Here is a 23,988-nt window from a genome sequence, read left to right as displayed (position 1 = left end):
CGTACGGTGGCTGAGCAGCGTTGTCAATTCGGCGCGGCATGGCAAGCGCGCAAGACCTGCAATGCAGGACCTCCGCGCAGGTAGAGGTGGTGGCGCTATCTATTCAGAGTTTTGAATTCGGTCGCGACCTACCCGCCTGCGCCGACCCCACCCGCCGCACCGTGGTTGCCGAGCAATCGCGCTGGTTATGGTCACTGCACGCCGCATCCGCGGTATCAGCCGGTCCCGGGGGAGCGCCCGGTCACTCAGCACGCCACACGTCTCCATGGGTTGATTGCATGCAAAAGTGCTTGAACACCGATCAATTGGGGGCCTCGGTCGCCGACATCCTCGCCACCGCCCGCCCGCGCCACGCGCTGGCGTCAATGACCTTGTTGCTGGCCGGCGCGCAGGCCTTGCCTGCACTGGCGCAAGACGCACGCACGCTCGATGCGGTCAGCGTGGCGGGTACCGGCTCCACGCGCACCACCGCGTCCATCTCGGTGGACGAGATCCAGGCGCAGGTGCCCGGCGTTGCGCCGCAGCAGCTGTTGGCCAGCCTGCCCGGCGTGAACGTGCAGACCACCGACCCGTTTGGGCTGTATGAGTTCGGTGATTCGATGACCATCCGCGGGCTTTCCGCCAAGCAGATCGGCGTGACCCTGGACGGCATTCCGATCGAAACCGTGCAGTCGTACATCTCCGACGGTTCGGTGTCCTGGGATCTGCATGAGCGCATCACCGGCAACCCGGAAGTGGATGCCGAGCATTACAGCGAATGGCAGAACGGGCGACGCGACTCGCTGCTCAGCCTGCACGGCGATTTTCTGTTCAACGATGCAGTCGGCTTCACCTTTACCGGCTATTACGAAAACAAGCATGGGTATGGCGTCGGCGGCACTCCGCCCAGCACGGCGACAGGCCTGTACAACGATGCCATCGCCGGCATGCCGGGGCGCACCGATATCGCCATCAACGACCCGCAGATCGTCGATGCCAACGGCAATGTCACCCACGTCGGTGCGATGACGCGGCGCGAAGAAATCATGGGTGGTGATCGCTATGGCCTAACCACCGCAGTGTCGTGGGAAACCGAGCACAACAAACTCGAAGTCGGTGCGTGGTACGAAAATTACGACTTCGATCAGGTGCGCCCGCTGTACAACCTGGACCCGGCCACCGGCGCATTGCTCAAAAGCGCGCTGCCGATCGTGATCTACTACGACAACCACTTCTCTACCGAAGTGAAGCAGCTCTACATCAAGGACACGCTACGCCTGCTCGAGGACCGGCTCACGATGGAATTCGGCGCCAAGGAGCTGGCTGTCAAACGCGACTACAACGGCATCGCCAATCTCGACGATTTCAACGCTGGTGTGCGGCGCGATGTCTCCATCAAGAACAGCGATTGGTTCCAGCCGCAGGTCGGCACCAGCTTCCAGCTTGCCGAGGGGGTGCAGGTGTTCGCCAACTGCGCGGAAAACTTCAGCTCGGCGCCGCGGCTGGCGCTGAGCTCTGGTGCATTCAACCCGAATATCGCACCGGAAGAGTCCACCAACATCGACATCGACATCGGTATCCGCGCCGAATCCATGCAGTGGAGCGGCTATCTCGCTGCCTACAGGATCGATTACGAAAACCGCATCATCGCGCTGACCGACCCGGCCCCGCTGGTGGTTGCACCGACCGTCTACGCCAACGTCGGCGATGTGCAGACCTATGGCGCGGAAGTCTCCGGCATGTGGAAGCTCGCGCCAGGCTGGCGGTTGGGCGCGTCGCTGACCTGGAACACATCCGAATTCCCGGACAATTATTTCGGCCCGGTCAGTGGCAACCTGGTGCAGGTGAAAGGCAACGCGGTGCCGGATGCGCCGAAGGTGATGTTCAGCGTCAACGGCGGTTGGGAAGGCGCGCATTTCTTTGCCAACCTCGATACCAAATACACCGGCAAGCGCTACGGCGACACGCTCAATACCGATCGGGTGGATGCCACCTTCATCGTCAACGGCAGCGTCGGGTATCAGGGCGGGGACAGCGGGTTTCTTGTCGGTGGCCGACTGCAATTGTCGGTCTGCAACCTGTTCGACAAGGACGATGCGATCGGTGCGGTGTTTACCAACGAAAGCTCCGGGTCGTATCAGTTGATCGCACCGCGTCAGCTGTTCGCCAGCCTGGCCTACACATTCTGAGGTGCAGCCGCGGCCGGCAGGGTTGCCGGTCGCGTGCGTTAGTCCATGACATGCGGGGGACGTGCGTTGATGCAAGGCAATCACACGGGAACGATGACGCGGCGGCAATTGCTGGCGCGCATCGGCATGACCGCCGGCGGCGCAATGATGTATCAGGCGATGAGCAGCCTGGGCATGGCGGCCGAATCCAATTTCAAAGGCCCACTGCAACTGGATGGCGACCCCAAGGGCGCCTCGGTCCTGATCCTGGGCGCCGGCTTGGCCGGCATGAGCGCCGCATTCGAACTGCGCAAGGCCGGTTACCGCGTGCAACTGCTCGAATACAACGACCGCCCCGGCGGGCGTAACTGGACCCTGCGTGGTGGGGACCGCTACACCGAGTTGGGTGGCGCCACGCAGCATTGCCAGTTCGACGACGGGCTGTATCTCAACCCCGGCCCATGGCGCATTCCGCATCACCACAAGGCAGTGCTGAGTTACTGCAAGCAGTTCGGCGTGGCACTGGAAGCCTTCAACCAGGTCAATTACAACGCGCTACTGCACAGCCAGAAAGGCTTCGGCGGAAAACCGCAGCGCTTTCGCGCCATCGACGCCGATTACAAGGGCCACGTGTCCGAGTTGCTGGCCAAGTGCACGCAGCAACACGCCCTGGACACGGCCGTCAGCTGCGAGGATCAGGAACTGCTGCTGGAATCGCTGCGCACCTGGGGCGCGCTCGACCAGAAGTTTGGGTATGTCAAAGGCAAGGACAGCAGCGAGCGGCGCGGGTTTGCGCGCTATCCCGGTGGCGGTTTGTCGGGCAGGCTGGAATTTTCCGATCCTTTCAGCGTGCAGGACGTGCTGCGCTCACGCCTGTGGACCACACTGGCGGCCGGCAACAACTACGAGATGCAGACCACCATGTTCCAGCCGGTGGGAGGCATGGACCAGATCGGCAAGGCATTTGCGCGTCAACTGGGCAATGCCATCACCTACAACGCCAAGGTCACCAAGATCGATCAGGACGGCAGCGGCGTGCGCGTGTCCTGGCAGGATGCGGCGCGCGGCGGCGAAGAACGCCTTGCCACTGCGGACTGGTGCATCTGCACGATTCCGCTGTCGGTGCTCAGCCGCATACCGGTCACTGCCAGCGATGCGATGACCACGGCGATCGGCAAGGTGCCCTACGCGGCATCGGTGAAAGTGGGCCTGCAATTCAAGCGCCGTTTCTGGGAAGAAGACGAAGCGATCTACGGCGGCATCAGTTACACCGATCTGCCGATCACCTTGATCAGTTATTCCAGCACCAATTACCACAGCCCGGGCAAAGGCGTGCTGCTCGGTGCCTATGTGTGGGGGCTGGATGCTTACCAGTTCACCGCGATGTAACCGGGGCAGCGCGTGCGCAAGGCGGTGGAATACGGCACCCAGCTGCATCCGCAATATCCGCGCGAATTCGAAAACGGCATTGCGGTCGGCTGGCACCGCGTGCCCTTCACGCACGGCTGCTTCGGCATGTGGACCGAGCAGGCGCGCGCCGAGCATTACGAACCGCTGTGCCAGATCGACGGCCGCCTGGCGCTGGCCGGCGAGCACGTGTCGTACATTCCGGCCTGGCAGGAGGGTGCCATTCTGTCGGCACACGATGTCATTGGCCGCCTGCATCGCAAGATCATTGCCCACGGAGCGCGCGCATGAGTCTGCTGCCAAGAGCGTGCGGCGCCACCGTCGCGCTCGCCATTCTTGCCTTGTTGCTGCCGCCCAACGTGCGCGATGCGCAGGCGCAGAGTTCCGATGCCACCCAGCTGTTTCCGCAGCAAGGCTTTGCCAAGGCCTCCGGTCAGGACGTTTACCAGGCGATCTGCCAGGACTGCCATCTGCCGGCCGGCCATGGCGCGCAAGGTGCCGGCGACTATCCTGCGCTTGCCAGCACCCCCAAGCTGGCTGCCGGCCCGTACGTGACCATGATGGTGCTCGACGGCCACGCGGGGATGCCGGGGTTTGCCGACATGCTCGACGACCGCCAGGTGGCCGAAGTGGTGAGCTACGTGCGCACGCACTTCGGTAACGACTATGCCGAGCGCGTGACCATCGACGACGTCAAATCGCTTCGCCACTGATCCTCTCTCATACAAGGAATTGCCATGCACCGTTCCATCACGACCGGTCTTAGCGCCGTAGTGCTGTGGTCTGCCAGTCTTGGCGCTGCGCACGCCGCCGAGGTGATCCGCCACAAGATTCCCAACAGCGATTTCCCCATTGCCGCGGCGGTGGAAATTCCCGCCGGCAAGGCCACGGTGTATGTCAGCGGCAAGGTGCCGGCGGTGATCGACACCAGTGCGCCGAAGGATTCCGCTGCCGCCTATGGCGACACCAAGGCGCAAACGGTGAGCGTGTTGAACCAGATCAAGCAGTAGCTGGGCACGATTGGGTTGGGCATGGGCGATGTGGTGAAGATGCAGGTGTTTCTGGTCGCCGATCCGGCGATGGGCGGCAAGATGGATTTCAACGGTTTCATGGAAGGGTATTGCCAGTTCTTCGGGACCAAGGAGCAACCCAACCTGCCGGCGCGCTCGGCATTCCAGATCGCAGCATTGGGCAACCCGCTGTACCGGGTCGAGATCGAAGTTGTCGCTGTGCGCCCTTGAGTCCGCGTTGTCATCCTGCTGGAGGTTGTATGAACACTGCTCTTTCGCGCAGCGCGTTTCTGCGCGACTCCGCGCTGTTTGCCGGCGCCGCCGGTACCGGCAGCCTGCCGCTGCTGGCCAGCGCCGTCGAGCGCTCCACTGCCATCACGCCCACACCGGCAACGGCGCTGGCACCGGTAATGATCGACTCCAATGAATTTCCGGATGGACCGTCTACTGCTGCAGTAAAGGCCATCGCGCAGATCGCGCCGCAAGGCGGGCGGTATCTGCGCCAGGTACAGACGGAATTGATGACCACCCTGGCTGCCGAGCTCACGCTGCCGGTGGATCATCTGATGGCGTATGCCGGGTCCACCGAGCCGCTCGACTACACGATGCTGGCGTTCACCTCGCCCAGCGCCGCATTGGTCACTGCCGACCCCACCTACGAATCCGGCTGGCGTGCGGCAACCCGCAATGGCGCGCGCTTGATCAAGGTGCAGCTGCGCAAGGATTTTTCGCACGATGTACAGGCCATGTGCGCGGCCGATGCCAACGCTGGCGTGATCTACATCTGCAATCCCAACAACCCCACCGGCTCGGTCACCGCTCGCAAGGATCTGGATTACGCGTTGGCGCACAAGCCCAAAGGCAGCGTGTTGGTGGTGGACGAGGCCTACATCCATTTTGCGCAGAGCACGCGCAGCGTGGTCGACATGGTTGCCGCAGGCGAAGACGTGGTGGTGTTGCGCATCTTCTCCAAGCTCTATGGCATGGCCGGCATCCGCCTGAGCTATGCGGCGGCGCGCCCGGACCTGCTGGCCAAGCTGAAGTTCTACAGCGTCAACAGCTTGCCGGTCACCGCCGCCGGGCTGGCCAGCCTGCGCGATCCGGCGCTGGTGCCGCAACGGCGCGCGCGTACGGCCGCTACCCGAACGGACGTGATGGACTTTCTTGCCAGGCAGGGCTTTGCGTGCACTGCCTCGGAGAGCAATTGCTTTATGGTCGATGTGAAGCGCCCGGCAGCGGGCTTCAAGGACGATATGGCCACCCACGGCGTGTTCATCGGCCGCAGCTGGCCGGTGTGGCCAACCTGGTCGCGCATTACGGTGGGCACCGATGCGGAAATGGCGCGCTTCAAACACGCATTCGTGCAGGTCATTGCCGGAAAACGCGGCCCGTTGCCGGTGCCGAGCGTGGAGACTGCAGTGGCCGATCCGATGGATGCGTTTTTCCGTTACGCGTAAGGCCGGCGTGCGACGGAGCGCTCGGTCGATGCGCCTGCTGCGCAGCTGATGCGGGCGTGATGCACTGCCGATTGTGCATCGGCTACCCTGGCACTGTCGGCTATCGCTCTCACCGCCGCATCCACTGTGCTGCAACTTCCCAACGCAGGAGTGTTCTCTTGAAGCTGTTTTCCACGATTGCTGTGTGTGCGCTGGCGCTGATGGCGCCGACGGCATGGGCACGGGCGTGCGCGGTGACCATCACCGGCAACGATCAAATGAAGTTCGACCAGAGCGCGATCAAGCTTGCGCCCGAGTGCACGCAGGTGGAGCTCACGCTCAAGCATTCCGGCAAGATGGCTGCCACCGTCATGGGGCACAACTGGGTGTTGACCAAGTCTGCCGATTTCCCGGCGGTGGCCAATGCAGGCCTACGTTCGACCATTGCCGACAGTTATCTGCCCAAGGCCGACGCGCGCGTGATTGCGCACACCAAGGTCATCGGCGGCGGCGACAGCACTACGGTGAGTTTTCCCACCAGCAAGCTGAGCAAGGGCGCCCACTACACGTTCTTCTGCTCGTTCCCCGGCCACTGGGCGATGATGAAGGGCACGCTGACGTTCGGGTGATGTAAGTGGGGCGGCCAACGCTGTCAGGCCTTGCCGCCATACGTGCAAAGCCGCATTGAACGCGCGATGCTTGTAGCTCTGGTTCAGTCAGGTCGCGCCGGCTGATCTGCATGCCGGTCGCTTCCACGCAACAGCCCGCGTTGCAATGCTTGCGCAAGCGCGCTTTCGCGACTGCGCGCGTCGAGCTTGCGGTACAGGTTTTTCAGGTGGAATTTGACCGTGTTTTCCGACAGATGCAGGCAGCGTGCGATCTGCTTGTTGGAATCGCCGCGCGCCAGTTGCGCCAGTACTTCCAGTTCGCGCTCGCTGATGATGTCGCCGGCCGGGTCGTCGTCGCCGCTGAGGCGTTCGAGCAAGGCCTGGATGGTCAATGCACGCGTGGTGCCGCCAACGGTCTGCGGGTCGTGCTGGCGGAGCGAGCGCAGCATCGCCTTGGCCGGCAAGCCCAGTTCCACGATCGCCTGCCAGCTTTGCGTGAGGGCGACATGGTCCAGCGCGCTGTACAGATACGGCAGGCCGGCGACCAGTTCGCCGCGTTGTTGCAGTACCAGCGCGATACGCGCACGGGTGCGCGCCAGATGGCAGACATTGTCGTTGACAAGGCACGCCTGCTCGATCTGCCCGAGGATGCTCAGCGCTGCGCTGCTGCGCCCGGCCAGGCGATGCCAGCGGGCCAGTGCGAAGCCCATCGCCGCGCGATCGTGCCAGCGGTGTGCCGAGCGCAAGGTGTGCGCCAGGCCGGATTCGGCGCCGGTACGTGCGATCAGCACATCGATGGCGGCATTGCCTGGATGTTCCAGCAACAGCATCCGTCGCCATGCTGCAGCCAGTTCCGACAAGCACGCCAGCTTGCGCCCGTGTGCGATCTGTTCGATATGCTCCAGCAACAGCAATGCACTGCGTCCGCTCATCGACAGGGCTGCTGCCGAGTCGGTCGTAGTCGTCGAGAATCACGCTGATGCGGCGGGGCGCCGCGCGCAGCGCGCGAATCAGCAATGCCACCGCCTCGCGCGAGTCCTGGTCGCGGTTGTGCAGCACCGTGGCGCACAGCGCATGGTCGGCACCTGCGTTCTGCAGCGCCAGCGCAAGATGGCCGAGAAAACGCGCAGCGTCGGCATCTTCTTCGTCCAGCGACAGCCATGCCACCGCGCACTGCTCTCGCGTACTCAGGTGCGCATGCCACTGCGTCAGCAGCGTGGTCTTGCCAAAACCGGGTGGGAAGCAAGAGCGTCAGCGGGCGTGCCTGCGCCTGATCCAGCGCAGCCAGCAGTGCACCCCGTGCCACCGCGCCGGGGCGCGGCAACGCAGGCTCCAGCGTGCCGGCAAGCAGCCAATCGGGAATCACGGGGTCGCGCGAGGGTGACGGGCGCGGAGCGAGCAGCGCAACAGGCGTGAGCATGAGACGAGGGCGGCCGTATCAAGCGTCGGCAGCGTGCCTGCTCGACACGCTGCAGATCGGGGTGAACCAGCGGCAATGCAGCATGATCACCGGATTCGGCAACGACGGTGCAGCGGCTGCTTCGAGGGTCCCCACCGATGCCCGTCCCTGAGCACCTTTCAGAAACATATGACAGCCATAGGACAAAAGCAAAGTGAGCTGCGCCCAGTCGGGAGCTTCATCGCGGCAGATGCGCCTGCTTGTATGCAGGATCAAGGACCGCTAGAGGTCGCCAGGCGCCGGTGGGGCGCATTCAGAGGCACCAACGCGCAGCTCCAGCGTCTCGTTGTCACGCGCACCGCCTTGCAGGTGCTGCTGGCACAGACGACACGCACTACCTGCACAGTCAGGCCCACATGCAGCTCCGGTGAAGCAGACCTGGCCAACCTCCTGGGCCACTAAGAGCGGCTAACAAAACTACTGCGCAGCCGCCAGGCGGGCGCGGCCGGTGCTCGGAATCCTCATGTACCCCTCGTACACTCCGGTTCCTGTGCGCCGTCCACGCCCACCTGACGACCGCTCGCTACGTTTTGTTAGCCACTCTAAAACAGCGGCACGATCACGCCGCACCGCAGACCCTCAAAGCTGCGCGCTAACCGATTCCCCATTCCCCGCCAATCAGCGCGCCACTTCCGCAAACGCCTCGCGCGCCGCTGCCAGGGTGGCTTCGATCACCGCCTCGTCGTGTGCGCTGGACATGAAGCCGGCTTCGTACGCCGAGGGCGCCAGGTACACGCCCCGCTGCAGCATCGCGTGGAAGAAGCGGTTGAAGCTGGTGATGTCGCACGCCGTGGCCTGTGCGTAGCTCTCCACGATGTCGTCGGTGAAGAACAGCCCGAACATGCCGCCGACCTGGTTGGTGGTGATGGCAATGCCGGCTGCGCGCGCGGCATCTTCCAGGCCTTCGCACAACATGCTGGTGGCCTCGTTCAGGCGCGCATGGAAGCCTGGCTCCTGCACCAGTTCCAGCATCGCCAGGCCGGCGGCCATGGCCACCGGGTTGCCCGACAAGGTGCCGGCCTGGTAGATCGGCCCGGCCGGAGCAACCTGCTCCATCAAGTCGCGGCGGCCGCCGTACGCGCCCACCGGCATGCCGCCGCCGATGATCTTGCCGAAGGTGGTCAGGTCCGGGGTGACGCCGTAATGTGCCTGCGCACCACCGAGCGCAACGCGGAAGCCGGTCATCACCTCGTCGAAGATCAGCAGCGCGCCGTGCCGCGTGCACAGCGTGCGCAGATGCTGCAGATAGCCGGCCTGCGGTGGAATACAGTTGGCGTTGCCGACCACCGGCTCGATGATCACCGCCGCCACCTCCGCACCGATCTCGTCGAACAGCGCAGTGGCGCCCTCGAAGTCGTTGAAGCTCAGCGTGGCGGTCAGCTCGCTCAGCCCTGCGGGTACGCCGGGCGAGGTCGGTACGCCCAGAGTCAGCATGCCGCTGCCGGCCTTGACCAGAAACGAGTCGCCGTGGCCGTGATAACAGCCTTCGAACTTGATGATGCGATTGCGTCCGGTGGCGCCACGCGCCAGGCGCACCGCCGACAGCGTGGTCTCGGTGCCGGAGTTGACCATGCGCACCATCTCGCAGGAGGGCACCAGCCGGGTAATGGTCTGCGCCATCGTCACTTCGGCTGGGCACGGTGCCCCGAACGACAGCCCGTTGCCGATCGCGCGCTCGACCGCTTCGCGCACGGCCGGGTGGTTGTGCCCGGCAATCATCGGCCCCCACGAGCCCACGTAGTCGATGTAGCGGTTGTCGTCCACATCGAACAGATACGGGCCATCGGCACGCGCCACGAAGAACGGCTCGCCGCCGACCGACTTGAACGCCCGTACCGGCGAGTTGACGCCGCCGGGTAGCAAGGTCTGCGCCTGGGCGAACAGGGCGTGGGAGCGGGAATGGTTCATGCGCAGATCCTTGAGGAGTACCGATTGGAGGCATCGACGCCCGGCAGCGGGCATCGCGTTCGCCATTGTCAGGCCTGCGGCCTTGCGCGCCTACCCGTCGGAGCGGGCTGGTAGGGGAACTATGATCGAAGGCGACGTGATCGACAGTTTGGAATGAGCTGATGGCGCGCCGTCATTGGCATCGGGCTGCAGATGTTCAGAAAGTGTGATTCGGGGCCATTGGCACCGTTCGTTTGTCGCCTTGCCGACAGTTCAAGACCTTGGGAGAGAGCATGAACCGTAGTATCCAGAAGCGTGCCTTGGCATTGGCATTGGTCGTGGCCATGGGCAGCGTCCACGCGCAGTCCACCACCGGCAGCATCGTCGGCAGCGTGGGCCAGGGCAGTGGCACGAGCGTGCTGGTGGAAAACAACAGCGGCTTCAGCCGCGAGGTGCCGGTGGACGCGCGCGGCCGCTACACCGCCGGCAATCTGCCGCTGGGCACCTACAAAGTGACGGTCAAGCGCGACGGCGCGGTGGTGGAAACGCGCGAGAACGTTGCCATCACCGTGGGGGCCAATACCGACGTGTCGTTCGCTGCCAACGCCGCGGGGAGCGGCATGCAGACCCTGGACAGCGTGACCGTCAGCGCCGCCAGCCTCACCACCATCGACGTCAGCAGCGTGGATACGCGCACCGTCGTCACCGCCGAGCAGTTACAGCAACTGCCGCTGGGCCGCACCGCCGAAGCGATCGCGTTGCTGGCACCGGGCGTGGTGGTCAACAGCGGCGGCTTCGACAACGGTCCGCTTGGCGGCTCGCTCCCCAGCTTCGGCGGCTCGGCCGCCAGCGAAAACGCCTACTACCTCAACGGTTTCAACACCACCACCATCAGCAACAACCTGGGCGGGCTGACCCTGCCTTACGGCGCCATCGACCAGCAGGAAATCTTTACCGGCGGCTATGGCGCGCAGTACGGCCGCGCCAACGGCGGCGTGATCAACCAGATCGGCAAGCGCGGCACCAACGAATGGAAGTTCGGCGCCGCAGTGATCTGGGAGCCGAATGGTCTCAAGGCCAACCAGCGCGACATCTACTGGCGCCCGGACAGCCAGGGCAGCACCATCAACAACGCCGCCTACCGTTATGCGCGTGCTGCCAATGGCCTGTACCAGCCCGCCAGCGAGGCCGAGGCCAACCAGACCACCTACAGCGCCTATGTCGGCGGACCGATCATCCAGGACAAGCTGTTCTTCTTCCTGGCCGCCGAGCAGGTGAACTCTGACGGCGTGCGCGTGGGCACCAATCGGGACACCGACAATGGCCGCACCGGCGGCCTCACCGACTAAGACTACAAGCAGAAACGCTGGTACGCCAAGGTGGACTGGAACATCACCGACAACCACCTGATCGAGGTGACCGGTGCCAGCGACGTCGCCGAAACCAACGGCTCGATCTATCGCTACGACTATGTCGCGCGTGAGCGTGGCGCCTACTTCACCGACGAATCCACCTGGAAGACCGGGCCGACGCTGTTCACCGGCAAGTACACCGGCTATCTGAGCGACAACCTCACCGTGACCACCCTGTACGGCAAGATGAGAACGCCGGACGAACTGACGCCGTTCAACTACGACCCGGCTGGCGGCCCGGTGATCAACAGCGCCGCATTGCAGAATCCTGCCTACACCGGCGGCACACCGCGCATCGGCAATCAGCTGGTCACCTCGGTCAGCTCGCCCGACCGCGAATACAAAAAAGACAACCAGCGCCTGAATCTGGAATGGCGCATCGGCCACCACACGCTCAACTTCGGCATCGACAACCAGAAGTCAGAAGGCATCGATGTCGGCTCGATCCTCTCTGGCCCCGGGTTTGCCTGGACCTACGGACAGACCAATGACCCGTACGGGTTGGCCACCGGCGGTCTGGTCAGCCAGTCGGCCAACGAAGCCGGCGGCATCGGTGCGCCGAGCCCGGCGCTGGTGGATCCGGTCAACGGATCCAGTGGCTACTACGTGGTGCGCAACATCAACACCAGCCTGTATTCGTACGAAGCCAAGCAACACGCCTACTACATCGAAGACAAGTGGCAGGTCACCGACAATCTGCTGCTGAGCCTGGGCCTGCGCAAGGACGAGTTCACCAACTACACCCCGTTCGGCGATCCCTACATCGAGATCGACAATGCGTGGGCGCCGCGCCTTGGTTTTAGCTGGGACGTCAATGGCGATTCCAGCTTGAAGGTCTTCGGTAACCTTGGCCGTTATTACCTCGGCCTGCCGCTATCGGCGGTGAGTCTGTTCACCCCGGCCACGACCACCGATACCTACTTCACCTATAGCGGCATCAATGCCGACGGCACGCCGATCCTGGCGCAGCAACTGGGTTCGGCGGTGTCGGCCAATTCCCGCTTCGGTCGCATCGCCGATGTACGCACCGCCGTGGCCAAGGACATCGAAGGCGAAAACCAGGACGAACTCATCCTCGGATTTACCAAGCAACTCGATAGCGGCTGGGTGCTGGGCGTGCGCGGCACTCATCGCCGCCTCAATGCCGGCATCGACGACCAGAACTACGATGTCTCCAACACCGCGTTGATCGATGCGGCAGCGGCGCAAGGCGTGACCATCGATTTCTCCAAGGTGGCGGGCGCATCGTTGATCAATCCGGGCCAGACCAATACCTGGGGAGTGATCGGCACCGATGGCCAATTCCACGAAGTGTCGGTGAGCCGTGAGGCGGCAGGTTTTCCGAAGTTCAAGCGCAATTATTCGGCGGTGGAATTCAATCTGGAGCGTCCGTTCGACGGCAAGTGGTATGCCAAGGTCAATTACGTCTGGTCGCACAGCTACGGCACCACCGAGGGCCAGGTGCGTTCGGATCTGTGGCGTACCGGCGGCGCGCTGAGCAGCTATCAGGGGCAGGCCTCGGTCTCGACCACGCAGAGCTGGGACCACCCGGCGTTGATGGAACACTTCAACGGCGATCAGTCCAACGATCATCGCCATCAGCTCAAGCTGTTCGGGTTCTACCAATTCACCCCACAATGGGGCGCATCGGCCAATTTCAGCCTGATTTCCGGCGCGCCGCACAACTGCCTGGGCAACTACTACGGGACCGAATACAGCGGCCGCGATCCGGCCGGCTATGGCGGCAGTGCAATTACCGGTGGCCCGTACCACTACTGCTACCCGGCCACCGGCATCGGCGTGGCATCGCCTCCCGGCTAGCAGGGGCGCCTGGGCTGGATCGCGCAGCTGGATATGGGCGTGACCTACAAGCCGGCATTTGCAGATGGCAAGCTGGCGTTGCGCCTGGACGTGTTCAACATCACCAACAAGCAGACCGCGACCAACATCTACCCGTTCTCGCAATTGCCCGACAACACCACCAACCCGCTATGGGACCAGGTCGTCGCCTATCAGGCGCCACGCTCGGGTCGGGTGACGTTGAGCTACGACTTTTAATCGCGCTACGCGATCACGGCAGTTCCGGCAGCGACGTGTGATGGCACACGTGGCTGTTTGTTTTAGGGGATGGCGCTCAATATCGGTATCGCTCTGACTTGGTGAGTGAGAAAACACGGCTTAAGCTGCCTGGCCGAGCGCATGGTCGTCAAGCCTTGCGTGCCTGGGAGCGGCACATCTGATTTTTTGCTGAAGGGCCCTTGCCCGCCCGCCATCGCGGGACACGCCGCAAGTACGTCCTTGTCGGCTTCGTGGCGGCATCCATGCCGCCAAGGGTCCCGCGACGGTGAGCGGGCAACGACCAGTGAAGATGGTCGGTGTGTCAATGCAAGCGATAAGCGATGTGCGCCGTCTTGGACTGGACGCGGTCAGCTTGCAGCGCTCAAGAGGGGGCTCGCGCCGCCCTCGTACGACGGGCTGCTCTCTTGAGCCGCCGACCAATTGTCTGGTGCCGTGTCCTCGCCGCTTGCGGGACCGTTGGCGGCATGGATGCCGCCATCGAGCCTACCCGGACGTACTTGCAGCGTATCCCCCGCAAGCGGCGAGGGCACTGCGCACTCGACGCGGCTAGCTCTTGTAATCAAGCAAATGGAACAAAAATGCCCCGTCTCTTTAAGCGGACGGAAGGCTGGACGACTAAGCAGCGGCTTCAGCTTCATTGTCTGAAAAAAGCTGCCGCACAGCGGCTGAAGAACGCAGCGAGCAGTCGTCGGGAGGGCGTGACCGTACGGAAGGGACGGAGGAACCGGAGCGCACGGGCGGTACCTGCCGACTTCAAGTAGCAGCCGTGCCCGTAGGCGGCTGCGCAGCAGTGCCGTTCGCTAAAACCCGGCGCGATACGCCTGCACCGCGGCAACCGGATCAGGCGCTGCGTAAACGCCACTGACCACGGCAATCAAGTCCGCACCCGCACTCACCAGTGCAGGCACCTGCGCAGGCCCAATGCCGCCAATCGCGACGCGCGGCAGGTCGAGTTCGGCTACCTGCTGCAGCAATGCAGACGTCGCGCGCCGGGTGGTCTGCTTGGTGGTGGTCGGGAAAAATGCACCGAAGGCCACATAACTGGCGCCCGCTTTCGCTGCGGCGTGCGCGCGCTCGATATCGTCGTAGCACGACACGCCGATGATGGCCAGCTCGCCCAGCAGCGCGCGCGCTGCCGCCACGTCGCCATCGTCTTCGCCCAGATGCACGCCTTGCGCACCGACTTGCGCCGCCAGCTGCGCATCGTCGTTGATGATCAACGGCACGCCATGCGCCGCGCATGCCTCGTGCAAGGCACCGGCCTGGCGCAGCCGCAGCGCGGCATCCGCCTGCTTGTTGCGGTATTGCAGCCAGGTAATCGACCCCAGCAACGGCACCGTCCGCAGGAGCAGGCGCTGCGTGTTGGGCTCGTCGGGGGTGATCAGATAGACGCCGCGAACGTTGAGACGGTTGGGCATGGCAACGCTTCCGAAAGCGGTGGATGGGATAATGCAGGCCCACTGTTGCATGACCGCGATTATCCGATGAGCGAGACATCCACGACCACCTACCGCACCTGGATGTGCGTCGTCTGCGGGTTTCTCTACCGCGAGGCCGACGGCATCCCCGAAGAAGGCATCGCGCCCGGCACCCGTTGGCAGGACGTGCCCGACACCTGGACCTGCCCCGATTGCGGCGTCACCAAGGAGGACTTCGAAATGGTGGAGATCGAATGAGCTGCCGCTCGAGGGTATGCAGTCAGGCAGTGTCCGCTACCACGCTACTGCTGGGACGGGGGCAGGCAAGTGCCTGGGTTGCCGAGAACCACACGGCGGCGCCCTAGCTGGGCAGCTTGGCCAGCCGGCGCATATACCCGCTCAATGTGACCGCGTGCGCTGGCTGTTCAATTCCACCAAGTGTTCGTGCAGATGGGCCGCGTCTTGCGCGCCCGGATTGAGCACCAGGTAGCGCGAGAGATCGTGGCGTGCGCCGTTGCGGTGGCCCAGATGCAGATAGGCCATGCCGCGGTCGCGCAGGGCCTCGGGCTGGTCGGGGACCAGCTTCAGAATGCGGTCGGCGCTGCGGGCGGCGCGGTCCCAGTGCTCGGCGTCGGCATAGACGCCGTGCAGGTTGCGCAGGATGCGAATCAAGATCGCGCGATGCGGGGCGGGGTCGAGAATCTGCGCCAGCGCGCGGTCGTCGGGAATCTCGCCGCCCAGATGCGGGCGGGCACGTTCGCGCAGCTCATCCACGCCCAGCGGACGGCCGCCGTTGAACGGGTCCATCACCAGCACGCCGTCGTCCACCGGCAGCCGCACCAGGAAATGGCCGGGAAACGACACCCCTGCCAATGGGATGCCCAGCCGGCGCGCCACTTCGATCTGCACCATCGCCAGTGAAATCGGATTGCCCAGCCGGCGCTCGAACACCTGGTTGAGATAGCTGTTGCGCGGGTCGTAGTACTCGTCGTGATTGCCCGAATAGCCCAACTCATCGAACAGGTAGCGATTTACTGCCGCCATCTTCAACGGCCACAGATCGATCGCGTCGACCTCGCGGCGCAGATGCTCGACGTGGCTTTGCACTAGCGTGTCGTACAGCCCGGCATCCAGCTGCGGATACTCGTCGCGCGCGATCAGCAGCGCGGTGGACATCAGCGGCACCGCATCGTCGTCCAGGCTGGCGAGCGCGGTCCAATGGGGGAGTGGGAGCATGTCGATCATACTGCCAAGAGTGTCGGCAAGCGGCGCAGGGTTCAAGTCCGGTACTTCCTGACAGGGACGCGGGCCGCATGAATGCGTAAAGCTGACAGGCGGCGATGCGTCCGACAGCCGCACACGCCGTTCGGGAAGGTGACCCGCAGGTCTAATCGGTCGGCAGGCCGCCGTGCCCCTGGCTGGCCTGGCCCCAGAGCCTGCTCACAGCCGCTTATTTGAGCGTCGGGATGTCCGGGCTGAAGCGCAGCGTGGCGCCATCCTTCAGGCCGAGCCTGGCAGCCTGGCCGGCGTTGAGCTCCAGCACATAGCGCGCGGGTTGCCTGCTGGGGTAGGGCGGACAGGCATCGCCGGCCGAACACGGCGGCACGTCGCGCTGCTGGGAGACCAGCCGGCGCTGTTCATTGAAATACAGGATATCCAGCGCGATCTTGGTGTTCTTCATCCAGTACGCCAGCGGCTCCTGGCGGTCGTGGATGAACAGCATGCCGCGGTCTTCGTCCATGGCATCGCGAAACATCAGACCCTTGGCGCGATCGGCATCGTTCTGTGCCAGTTCTACCTTGTAGCGCGTGTCTGCCAGTTCCACCCAGCTGTCGCCGCTGCTGGCGCAGCCTCCAAGCAGGGCCAGAAGCGCAAGGACGAGAAAACGCGAACAACGCATGCGGCATACCAACTGGCGGGGATGCCGCACCATCTGCCAAGCGGCTGCGTGCGTCAAGCTGCTGCGGTGCGTTGTGCGGTTGCTGCATGCGCGGTGTGTGCGACCTGCCATCGCTTCGCAATGCGGGCCACACCTGCGCATGCGAATGCTCGCATGCGATCTTCAGATCACCCGCGGTGGCTCGCCCCCCACGATCACCACATCGGCCGGGCGCCGCGCGAACAAACCCACGCAGACCACGCCGGGGATCTGGTTCAAGCTGCGCTCTAGGTCCACCGGGTCGGTGATCTGCAGGTGATGCACGTCCAGCACCACGTTGCCGTTGTCGGTGACCACGCCATCGCGCCACACCGGTTGGCCGCCAGTCAATGCCAGGATCTGCCGGGCGACCAGGCTGCGTGCCATCGGAATCACTTCCACCGGCAGCGGGAACGTGCCCAGCACCGGCACCTGCTTGCTGGGGTCGACGATGCAGATGAAGCGCTCGCTGGCTTCGGCGATGATCTTCTCGCGCGTCAGCGCCGCGCCGCCGCCCTTGATCAGGCAGCGGTTCGGGTCGCACTCGTCGGCGCCGTCCACGTACAGCGACAGATTGCCGGTGTGATTGAGGTCCAGCACCTCGATGCCATGCTGGCGCAGGCGCGCGGTGCTCTGTTCGGAGCTGGACACTGCGCCCTTGATGCGATGGCCGATCCGGCCCAGCGCGTCGATGAAGTAGGCCACCGTCGAGCCGGTGCCCACCCCGACGATCATGCCGTCTTCCACGTAATCGATCGCTTTCTCGGCGGCCAGGCGTTTTGCTTCGGACATGGGTAAGAGCTCGGGATTGGAGATTGGGGAGTAGAGATTCGTCGAGGCGGTGCAACGCGGGCGGGCAGTGGGCCAATCCCCAATTCCCAATCCCGAATCACGGCGATTCCATCGCCAGCAGCAACTTCCACTGCGCGGCGGTCACGGGCAGGATCGACAAGCGGTTGCCGCGTGCGATCAGCGCAAAGCCTTCGCCCAGCGCATCGGCCTGTTGCTTGATTTCATCCAGCGAAATCGTGCGTTTGAGTTTGCGCTCGAACGCCACGTCCACCAGCATCCAGCGCGGGTCTTCGCGCGTGGACTTTGGGTCGTGGTAGTCGGAGGACGGGTCGAACTGGGTGTCGTCCGGGTACGCCGCGCTTGCCACCTTGGCAATGCCCACGATGCCTGGCACCTTGCGGTTGGAATGGTAGAACAACACCCCATCGCCAACGTGCATGCCATCGCGCATGAAGTTGCGCGCCTGGTAGTTACGCACGCCGTTCCACGGCTCGGTGCCGACGCGTTCCAGATCATCGATGGAGAACGTGTCCGGCTCGGACTTCATCAACCAGTAGCGCTTGCGGGCAGTCATTCGGAAACGGTGTCGTCTTTCAGGAAGGTGGCGCGTTCGGTACAGATGGCGTCGACCGCCACATCCCACGCTTCGGTGGGCAGGGCGGGCACCTGCTGCGCAGCGAAGCCAACACCGACCAGCCAGGGGGGCTGCGCCTGGCGATGCCGAAACGCGAAGCTGCGATCATACCAGCCGCCTCCCATCCCCAGCCGACGGCACGCCGCATCGAAGCCGGTCAGCGGGGTGACCACCAGTGCCATCTCTTCCGGTGCCAGCGTGTCGGCGCGTGCCACATCCGGCTCCGGAATGCCGTAGCGATTGCTCACCAGCGGCTGGCCCGGCCGCCACGGTGCAAAGCGCAGCACGCGCCCATCCAGGACCGGCAGGCAGTAGCGTACTCCCGCCGGCAAGGTCAACTGCCAGCGATGCAGCGCAATTTCGCCATCCATCGCCCAATAGCCCGCCACGGCACCGCGATGCGGTGCGAACGGCAGCGCCAGCAAACGCTGTGCCAACGGATCGGCTGCGGCCAAGCGCTGCGCCGCCGGCAGGCTGCGGCGGTGTGCGCGCAATTGCTGGCGCAACGCATCTCGGTCCTCGGTCATCGGTCATCGGTCTCTCGCGGCGCAATCGGTGTTGCATTGTCGAATGCGCGCACGCGCCTGCCTAGCGTGGCGTGCAGTGCGTCCGGCAGATTGCGCTGTGGGCGTGTCGATAGAGGTGCGCGCTGGCGGGACACGTCCCCTGCATCTGCACACGCATGGGAGATGCAGCCTACGCATCGCCGCGCGCGGCAACGCCACCGACACAGCACCAGCATCGCGACCGCAATAGGCCAGCAGTGCCGCTTCAGTTGCCGCACGTCAGGCCTTCAGACGCGCAAAAAGAAACGACGCCCGAGGGCGTCGTTTAAGATTTGCATTCTCCGCCGTGACGATGCGGGCGAAACGACCTTGAACCCGGGGTTCAAGTGGGGACGTTGTGAGGCCATCGGGCTTCCCGCTACAACAAGGCGGACTTGCACACCCGGCTTCGTCGCGCCCCTGTGGTCGTAATTAAGGGACAAGGCGAATGTTTTGCACGCTGTCGTTTACAGCAGAGAACGCAGGCGAATTATAGACCTCTGTGCTGCGATGGCTAGCCCACTCGTCGGTCAGCGGGCTTGAGGATTCATATTTGCGATGGCAGTGCGAATTCCAACTCAGCATGGTGTGTCGGCAACGCTGTCGAGCCGGCGATTCAAGGTGTCCAGCGTATTGGCCAATTCACGATCGTAGAGCGCCTGCTGTTCGCGCAGTTGCTGCAACTCATGCGCCAGATTGAGCGCTGCCAGCACCGCGACACGATCCACTGCCGCCATGCGATTGCTGCCGCGGATCTCACGCATGCGTAGATCCAGCAGCCGCGCGGCGGCGGTGAGACTTTCGCGCTCGTCTGCCGTGACGCCCACCGTGTATTCACGATCCAGAATGCGCACGCTGACCGGCTCGTTGTTGCTCACGTGTGCTGCTCCAATGACTTCAAGCGGGCGATCATCGCTTCCACCCGCGAGCGCGCCTGCTCGTTCTTGGTCAACAGTTGCGAGCGCTCGCCGATGAGCTGCTCCTGTTGATGACGCAGGCTGCGGTTTTCGTCGGTGAGCCGTTGGGTACGCTCCACCAACGCCTCCACGCGGGCGGCGAGTGCGCGGATCTGAGCGAGGGCGGCAGCGTTGTCCATGCGCTCACGATAGGGGCGCGTGCGCGGGGTGGTCAAGCGCCCACGCCTGCCGCGATCGCTGGCGTCAGCCCAAGCCCTGCAAGGCCTGCCACGGGATCCAGGCAGGCCGGCATTGCAGGTGCGGAATGCGAGCTGAAACGCGCAGATGGCGGCCCACGCAGGCCGCCTTGGTACACTGGGAAGTCATATCGTCGGCCGGTGCGCCGGCACCTTTCGCTCTTCAGCCCGGATGACACGATGGATCTGCCCGACGTAACCGCTGTGCAACACGAAAGCCGTCAGCTTGCGCTGGCGTCCTCTGCGGCGGAGTTGCATGGCGGGCTGTGCGGGTGGCTCTCCGGCGGCGGCGCCGACAGTGCCGACTGGCTGGCGCGCATTCTGGCCGATAGCGGTCAGGTGGCGCCCAAGCAGGGTGGGGCGCTGGATCAGCTGCGGCAGGCCACCTTGGCGCAACTGGAAGACCGCGATTTCGCCTTCGAGTTGCTGCTGGTGGAAGACGGCGCCCCGTTGCCGGCGCGCACCGATGCGTTGTTCGACTGGTGCCGGGCTTTCCTGGGCGGCTTCGGCCTGGCTGCGCAGCAGCGTCCGGCACTGAGCGAAGAAGGCGAGGAGGCGCTGCAGGATCTGGCGCGTCTGGCGCAAGCCTCCAGCGACGACTTCGACGCGGCCGACGAGGACGACACCGCCTTGGCCGATATCGAAGAATTCGTGCGCGTGGCGGTGCTGTTGCTGCACGGCGACTGCGTGATGGGGCCGCGCTTTCGCCAACGTCTGAACTGACTGCCCACTATGAAGAAGCTCACCGGGATTGGCGCGGCCGAGTACGTGCGCCGGCGCAGGCAGTTGATGCAAATGGCTGGCGAGCAGGCCATTCTGATTTTGCCGGCCGCGCCTGAGCGCGTGCGTAGCCACGACACGCATTACCCGTATCGACAGGATTCGGATTTCTGGTATCTGAGCGGGTTCCCGGAGCCCGAAGCGGTGCTGGTGCTGGTGCCCGGCCGCAAGCATGGCGAAGCGATTCTGTTCTGCCGCGAGCGCGATGCCGAGCGCGAAGCCTGGGATGGCTCGCGCGAAGGTCAGGAAGGTGCGGTGGAACGCTACGGCATGGACGATGCGTACCCCATCGACGATGTCGACGAGATCCTGCCCGGCCTGCTGGAAGGGCGCAGCCGCGTGTACTACCACTTCGGGCGCGATGTCGATTTCGATCTCAAATTGATCGGCTGGCTCAAGCGCGTGCGCGAGCAGGTGCGCCACGGGGCGCAGCCGCCACACGAATTCCTCGAGCTCGGGCATCTATTGCACGAGCAGCGCCTGTTCAAATCACGCGACGAAATCGCGCTGATGCAGCAGGCTGCCGACATCAGCGTGCGCGCGCACCGTGCAGCGATGCGGCTGGCGCGGCCGGGTGTGCACGAATACGAATTGCAGGCCGAGGTCGAGCGCGAATTCCGCGCTGCCGACGCATGGCCGGCATACGGCAGCATCGTCGGCACCGGCAGCAACGCCTGCGTGCTGCATTACCGCGCCAACAATGCGCGCAGCCGCGACGGCGAGCTGGTGCTGATCGATGCCGGTGCCGAATATCGCGGCTATGCGGCCGATATCACCCGCACCTTTCCGGTCAACGGCCGCTTCACGCCAGCGCAGCGTGCACTGCACGATCTGGTTGGTGCTGCGCAGGCGGCTGCGCTTGCACAGGCGCGCCCGGGCGTGGCGTACGAAGCCGGGCATCTGGCTGCAGTGGAAACCTTGACCGAAGGCCTGCTGCGGCTGGGTCTGCTCAAGGGCAAACTTGAGCGCAACATCGCCGATGGACAGTACAAGCGTTTTTATCGGCACAAGACCGGTCACTGGTTGGGCCTGGATGTGCACGATGTGGGCGACTACCGGCTGGCCGGCGATTCGCGGCTGCTCGAGCCCGGCATGGTGTTCACCATCGAGCCGGGGCTTTACGTGTCGGCCGACGACACCTCGGTAGAGGCCAAGTGGCGCGGCATCGGCATTCGCACCGAAGACAATGTGTTGATTACGGCTGATGGCCACCGTGTACTGACCGGTGCGCTGGCGCGCAGTGCCGACGAGATCGAAGCGGAGATGGCCGGCGGCGCATGAGCGCCGGCGCGCGGGGAATTGACAAGGACCGACACGCTGCAGCGGGCGTCATGACGTCAGGCGCAGGCGCAGGCGCAGCGTAATCGCAGCCGTCGCGCTGTGGTGCACGCCGATTCCGGGTATCGGCCGCGCGCGCCGTGCGGCTGGGCAGGCATGTGTCGGCCGCGGTTATTGGCCCAGCTGCGGCGTCTGCGTGCGCTCGGGCTGTTGCACTGGCGCGCTCTGCCCGCCGAGCCGACGCGCGCGCTCAAACGATTGCTCTTCCGGCGTGCCCAGCGCCTGTTCGGTTTTCATGTGCGCGCGCAGATGCGCCGGGTTGGCCGGGTCGCCCTGCACCACGAACACGTTCTCGCCACCGTGCACGCCGCGACTGTTCGCTTCGCTCATTAGCACATGATCCACGCGCGAGAGTCCACCTTCCTTGGCCAGTAGCAACAAGGCGGCGGTGAGGCGTGCGCTGGCCTGATCGGGGACGCGGCCGTGCGCGGCATCGATTGCATGCACGCCGCGTTCGATCTTTTGATACATCGGGTGGTCCGGGTGCGCGCGCTGGCGTGGGTCGTTCATGGCGGTGTTCCGTGTGGTGGTGCCCAAACGTTGCGGGGCGTGATCGGGCGGTAGATGGCGCGGCTGAGCGTCCACGTCAGTGCAACCGTGGTGTGGTCAGTTGCGCCTGGTGCTCATGCGGCGGCAAAGACCGGGCGGGTCAGATTTTCCGCGCTGCCGTCGGTGCACCCCACCTCATCTTCGATGCGAATGCCGCCGTAGGGCTTGAAGGCTTCCACGCGCTGCCAGTTGACGCTGGCGGCGTGGCCATTCTTCTTCACTTCGTCCAGCAGCATGTCGATGAAGTACACGCCAGGTTCGATGGTCACCACCATGCCGGGCTCCAGTACGCGGGTCAGGCGCAGATACGGGTGGCCGGCCGGGCGTTCGATGCGGCCGCCGCGGTCGCTGGCGGCAAAACCGGCCACATCGTGCACTTGCAGGCCGATCAGGTGGCCCAGGCCGTGCGGGAAGAACGCGGCGCTGACGCCGGTGGCCAACGCCGCTTCCGGCGAGACGGTCAGGACGCCGAAGTCCTTGAGGATGCCCATCAACGCCAGATGCGCGTCGATGTGCAACTGCTTGTAATCCACCCCGGCGCGCACGTTCTGGCCCATGCGTAGCTGGGCGGCATCCACCGCGTCGATCAGCGCCTGAAAGTCGCTGCCGGGGTCGACCGCGTAGGTGCGGGTGATGTCGCTGGCGTAGCCGTATGCGGAGGCGCCAGCGTCGATCAGGAAGCTACGCAGCGGTTGCGGCGGCTGCTGGCTCAGCTCGGTGTAGTGCAGCACCGCGCCGTGCTCGTTGAGCGCGATGATGTTGCCGTACGGCAAGTCATTGGCGTCCTGGCCCACTGCCGCGCAATACGCCATGTGGATGCCGAATTCGCTTTGGCCGGCGCGGAACGCCGCTTCCGCAGCGCGATGGCCGCGCACCGCCAGCTGCTGGGCGATGCGCAGCAATGCCAGCTCGTAGGGCGTCTTGAACGCGCGCTGGTATTCCAGGTAATCGAGCACCGGCTGCGGGTTGTTCGGCACGTATGCACCGAGCGTGCTTTGCGGCTCGCCGAGAATCGCGCAGCGCTCAGCGTGTTTGGGCAGCAGCGCCAGCGCCTGGTCCGGGCTGCGGATGATGTGGATGTCGCAGTGGTCGACCCACCAGCCGCTGGGCGCGTCGGGCACCACGTGCCAGTAATCGAACGGCTGATGGAAGATCACCGTCGGGCGCTTGCCAGGCGTGTAGACCAGCCAGCTGTTGGGGACCCGTGTCAGCGGTACCCAGGCCTTGAACTGCGGGTTCACCGCGTAGGGGTAATCGCGGTCGTCGAATAGCTGGTAATGCGTGCTGCCGCTGGGAACCACAAGATGTTCGAAACCGCCGCGTTGCAGCGCTTCGTCGGCGCGCGCGGTGAGAGTGCGCAGGTGGTCGGAGTACAGGCTGCTCAGGGAGGGCTGGGGCATGCGGGGCTCGATCGGC

General features: G+C 64.5%; 18 protein-coding genes, 2 other RNA genes and 4 pseudogenes. 11 read left to right on the top strand and 13 right to left on the bottom strand.

Annotation, left to right across the window (positions count from 1 at the left end):
• Positions 1–290 precede the first annotated feature (290 nt).
• The 6 genes and pseudogenes from XAXN_RS00555 (at position 291) to azu (ending at position 6,629) form a co-directional block, all read left to right on the top strand.
• A complete protein-coding gene (locus tag XAXN_RS00555) occupies positions 291–2,168 on the top strand; it encodes a TonB-dependent receptor (RefSeq protein ID WP_174515557.1) in 1,878 nt (625 codons plus the stop codon).
• A 69-nt stretch (positions 2,169–2,237) separates the two neighbouring features.
• Positions 2,238–3,845 (top strand): annotated as a pseudogene (locus tag XAXN_RS00550) (flavin monoamine oxidase family protein).
• A complete protein-coding gene (locus XAXN_RS00545) occupies positions 3,842–4,267 on the top strand; it encodes a c-type cytochrome (protein ID WP_054318100.1) in 426 nt (141 codons plus the stop codon). Before XAXN_RS00550 ends, XAXN_RS00545 begins: the two are co-directional and overlap by 4 nt.
• 24 nt (positions 4,268–4,291) lie before the next feature.
• Positions 4,292–4,795 (top strand): annotated as a pseudogene (locus tag XAXN_RS00540) (RidA family protein).
• A 29-nt stretch (positions 4,796–4,824) separates the two neighbouring features.
• Positions 4,825–6,021, top strand: coding sequence for a pyridoxal phosphate-dependent aminotransferase (locus tag XAXN_RS00535; protein ID WP_054318099.1), 1,197 nt, complete (start codon positions 4,825–4,827; stop codon positions 6,019–6,021).
• A 158-nt stretch (positions 6,022–6,179) separates the two neighbouring features.
• Positions 6,180–6,629 carry an azurin gene (gene azu, locus XAXN_RS00530; RefSeq protein WP_054318098.1) on the top strand — a complete coding sequence of 150 codons (450 nt, stop codon included), beginning with the start codon at positions 6,180–6,182 and terminating at the stop codon, positions 6,627–6,629.
• A gap of 83 nt (positions 6,630–6,712) precedes the next feature.
• On the opposite strand, the pseudogene XAXN_RS23560 reads toward azu, so the two are convergent.
• A pseudogene (locus XAXN_RS23560) lies at positions 6,713–7,537 on the bottom strand (helix-turn-helix transcriptional regulator); the annotation flags it as partial.
• Positions 7,538–8,530: 993 nt separating this feature from the next.
• On the opposite strand from XAXN_RS23560, the gene XAXN_RS20140 reads away from it, so the two are divergent.
• A non-coding RNA gene (locus tag XAXN_RS20140) (sX9 sRNA) lies at positions 8,531–8,606 on the top strand.
• A 79-nt stretch (positions 8,607–8,685) separates the two neighbouring features.
• Here the strand turns inward: XAXN_RS20140 and hemL are convergent.
• Positions 8,686–9,975 carry a glutamate-1-semialdehyde 2,1-aminomutase gene (gene hemL, locus XAXN_RS00515; protein ID WP_054318096.1) on the bottom strand — a complete coding sequence of 430 codons (1,290 nt, stop codon included), beginning with the start codon at positions 9,973–9,975 and terminating at the stop codon, positions 8,686–8,688.
• Positions 9,976–10,247: 272 nt separating this feature from the next.
• Here hemL and XAXN_RS22315 point away from each other — a divergent pair.
• Positions 10,248–13,424, top strand: a pseudogene (locus tag XAXN_RS22315) (TonB-dependent receptor domain-containing protein).
• An 821-nt stretch (positions 13,425–14,245) separates the two neighbouring features.
• Here the strand turns inward: XAXN_RS22315 and thiE are convergent.
• Positions 14,246–14,863, bottom strand: coding sequence for a thiamine phosphate synthase (gene thiE / locus XAXN_RS00505; protein ID WP_054318095.1), 618 nt, complete (start codon positions 14,861–14,863; stop codon positions 14,246–14,248).
• A 66-nt stretch (positions 14,864–14,929) separates the two neighbouring features.
• On the opposite strand from thiE, the gene XAXN_RS00500 reads away from it, so the two are divergent.
• The gene (locus XAXN_RS00500; protein ID WP_054318117.1) at positions 14,930–15,121 is read left to right on the top strand and encodes a rubredoxin; all 192 of its coding nucleotides are present in this window, start codon (positions 14,930–14,932) and stop codon (positions 15,119–15,121) included.
• A gap of 141 nt (positions 15,122–15,262) precedes the next feature.
• Here the strand turns inward: XAXN_RS00500 and XAXN_RS00495 are convergent, their stop codons facing one another.
• From XAXN_RS00495 to XAXN_RS00465, 8 genes are all read right to left on the bottom strand, one after another.
• Positions 15,263–16,144, bottom strand: coding sequence for a SirB1 family protein (locus XAXN_RS00495; RefSeq protein ID WP_054318094.1), 882 nt, complete (start codon positions 16,142–16,144; stop codon positions 15,263–15,265).
• A gap of 169 nt (positions 16,145–16,313) precedes the next feature.
• A complete protein-coding gene (locus XAXN_RS00490) occupies positions 16,314–16,763 on the bottom strand; it encodes a DUF192 domain-containing protein (protein ID WP_054318116.1) in 450 nt (149 codons plus the stop codon).
• A 162-nt stretch (positions 16,764–16,925) separates the two neighbouring features.
• Positions 16,926–17,573 carry a ribose-5-phosphate isomerase RpiA gene (gene rpiA / locus XAXN_RS00485; RefSeq protein WP_054318093.1) on the bottom strand — a complete coding sequence of 216 codons (648 nt, stop codon included), beginning with the start codon at positions 17,571–17,573 and terminating at the stop codon, positions 16,926–16,928.
• 97 nt (positions 17,574–17,670) lie between these two features.
• Entirely contained in the window at positions 17,671–18,147 is a 477-nt protein-coding gene (locus tag XAXN_RS00480) for an EVE domain-containing protein (protein ID WP_054318092.1), read from the bottom strand.
• Complete coding sequence (locus XAXN_RS00475; protein WP_054318091.1) at positions 18,144–18,734, bottom strand: 5-formyltetrahydrofolate cyclo-ligase; 591 nt, start codon at positions 18,732–18,734, stop codon at positions 18,144–18,146. Before XAXN_RS00475 ends, XAXN_RS00480 begins: the two co-directional genes overlap by 4 nt.
• 313 nt (positions 18,735–19,047) lie before the next feature.
• Positions 19,048–19,234: non-coding RNA, 6S RNA (ssrS, locus tag XAXN_RS20120), on the bottom strand.
• Positions 19,235–19,330: 96 nt separating this feature from the next.
• Positions 19,331–19,630: a cell division protein ZapA gene (locus XAXN_RS00470; protein ID WP_054318090.1), complete on the bottom strand. Its 300-nt coding sequence runs from the start codon at positions 19,628–19,630 to the stop codon at positions 19,331–19,333.
• Entirely contained in the window at positions 19,627–19,848 is a 222-nt protein-coding gene (locus tag XAXN_RS00465) for a TIGR02449 family protein (RefSeq protein ID WP_003486122.1), read from the bottom strand. Before XAXN_RS00465 ends, XAXN_RS00470 begins: the two co-directional genes overlap by 4 nt.
• A gap of 237 nt (positions 19,849–20,085) precedes the next feature.
• Here XAXN_RS00465 and XAXN_RS00460 point away from each other — a divergent pair, with 237 nt between their 5' ends.
• Positions 20,086–20,628: a YecA/YgfB family protein gene (locus tag XAXN_RS00460; protein ID WP_054318089.1), complete on the top strand. Its 543-nt coding sequence runs from the start codon at positions 20,086–20,088 to the stop codon at positions 20,626–20,628.
• Between the two features lie 9 nt (positions 20,629–20,637).
• Positions 20,638–21,966, top strand: a complete 1,329-nt coding sequence (locus XAXN_RS00455) for an aminopeptidase P N-terminal domain-containing protein (RefSeq protein WP_054318088.1) — start codon at positions 20,638–20,640, stop codon at positions 21,964–21,966.
• Between the two features lie 168 nt (positions 21,967–22,134).
• Here the strand turns inward: XAXN_RS00455 and XAXN_RS00450 are convergent, their stop codons facing one another.
• A complete protein-coding gene (locus tag XAXN_RS00450; protein ID WP_054318115.1) occupies positions 22,135–22,533 on the bottom strand; it encodes an XVIPCD domain-containing protein in 399 nt (132 codons plus the stop codon).
• Positions 22,534–22,646: 113 nt separating this feature from the next.
• Positions 22,647–23,972, bottom strand: a complete 1,326-nt coding sequence (pepQ, locus tag XAXN_RS00445; protein WP_054318087.1) for a Xaa-Pro dipeptidase — start codon at positions 23,970–23,972, stop codon at positions 22,647–22,649.
• Positions 23,973–23,988 lie beyond the last annotated feature (16 nt).

This window comes from Xanthomonas axonopodis, from assembly GCF_001304695.1.
GTDB classification, from domain to species: Bacteria; Pseudomonadota; Gammaproteobacteria; order Xanthomonadales; family Xanthomonadaceae; genus Xanthomonas; species Xanthomonas axonopodis.
Note: the sequence above shows the minus strand (reverse complement) of the source record. Positions and strands in the feature narration are given on the sequence as shown.

What these genes read in the sequence shown, in the direction of transcription:
- XAXN_RS00460 (WP_054318089.1), top strand. Translation starts at nt 20,086, where the DNA reads ATGGATCTGCCCGACGTAACCGCTGTGCAACACGAAAGCCGTCAGCTT.
- pepQ (WP_054318087.1), bottom strand. Translation starts at nt 23,972, where the DNA reads ATGCCCCAGCCCTCCCTGAGCAGCCTGTACTCCGACCACCTGCGCACT.
- XAXN_RS00475 (WP_054318091.1), bottom strand. Translation starts at nt 18,734, where the DNA reads ATGACCGAGGACCGAGATGCGTTGCGCCAGCAATTGCGCGCACACCGC.
- XAXN_RS00455 (WP_054318088.1), top strand. Translation starts at nt 20,638, where the DNA reads ATGAAGAAGCTCACCGGGATTGGCGCGGCCGAGTACGTGCGCCGGCGC.
- hemL (WP_054318096.1), bottom strand. Translation starts at nt 9,975, where the DNA reads ATGAACCATTCCCGCTCCCACGCCCTGTTCGCCCAGGCGCAGACCTTG.
- thiE (WP_054318095.1), bottom strand. Translation starts at nt 14,863, where the DNA reads ATGCCCAACCGTCTCAACGTTCGCGGCGTCTATCTGATCACCCCCGAC.
- rpiA (WP_054318093.1), bottom strand. Translation starts at nt 17,573, where the DNA reads ATGTCCGAAGCAAAACGCCTGGCCGCCGAGAAAGCGATCGATTACGTG.
- XAXN_RS00500 (WP_054318117.1), top strand. Translation starts at nt 14,930, where the DNA reads ATGAGCGAGACATCCACGACCACCTACCGCACCTGGATGTGCGTCGTC.
- XAXN_RS00480 (WP_054318092.1), bottom strand. Translation starts at nt 18,147, where the DNA reads ATGACTGCCCGCAAGCGCTACTGGTTGATGAAGTCCGAGCCGGACACG.
- XAXN_RS00490 (WP_054318116.1), bottom strand. Translation starts at nt 16,763, where the DNA reads ATGCGTTGTTCGCGTTTTCTCGTCCTTGCGCTTCTGGCCCTGCTTGGA.
- XAXN_RS00535 (WP_054318099.1), top strand. Translation starts at nt 4,825, where the DNA reads ATGAACACTGCTCTTTCGCGCAGCGCGTTTCTGCGCGACTCCGCGCTG.
- XAXN_RS00465 (WP_003486122.1), bottom strand. Translation starts at nt 19,848, where the DNA reads ATGGACAACGCTGCCGCCCTCGCTCAGATCCGCGCACTCGCCGCCCGC.
- XAXN_RS00545 (WP_054318100.1), top strand. Translation starts at nt 3,842, where the DNA reads ATGAGTCTGCTGCCAAGAGCGTGCGGCGCCACCGTCGCGCTCGCCATT.
- XAXN_RS00450 (WP_054318115.1), bottom strand. Translation starts at nt 22,533, where the DNA reads ATGAACGACCCACGCCAGCGCGCGCACCCGGACCACCCGATGTATCAA.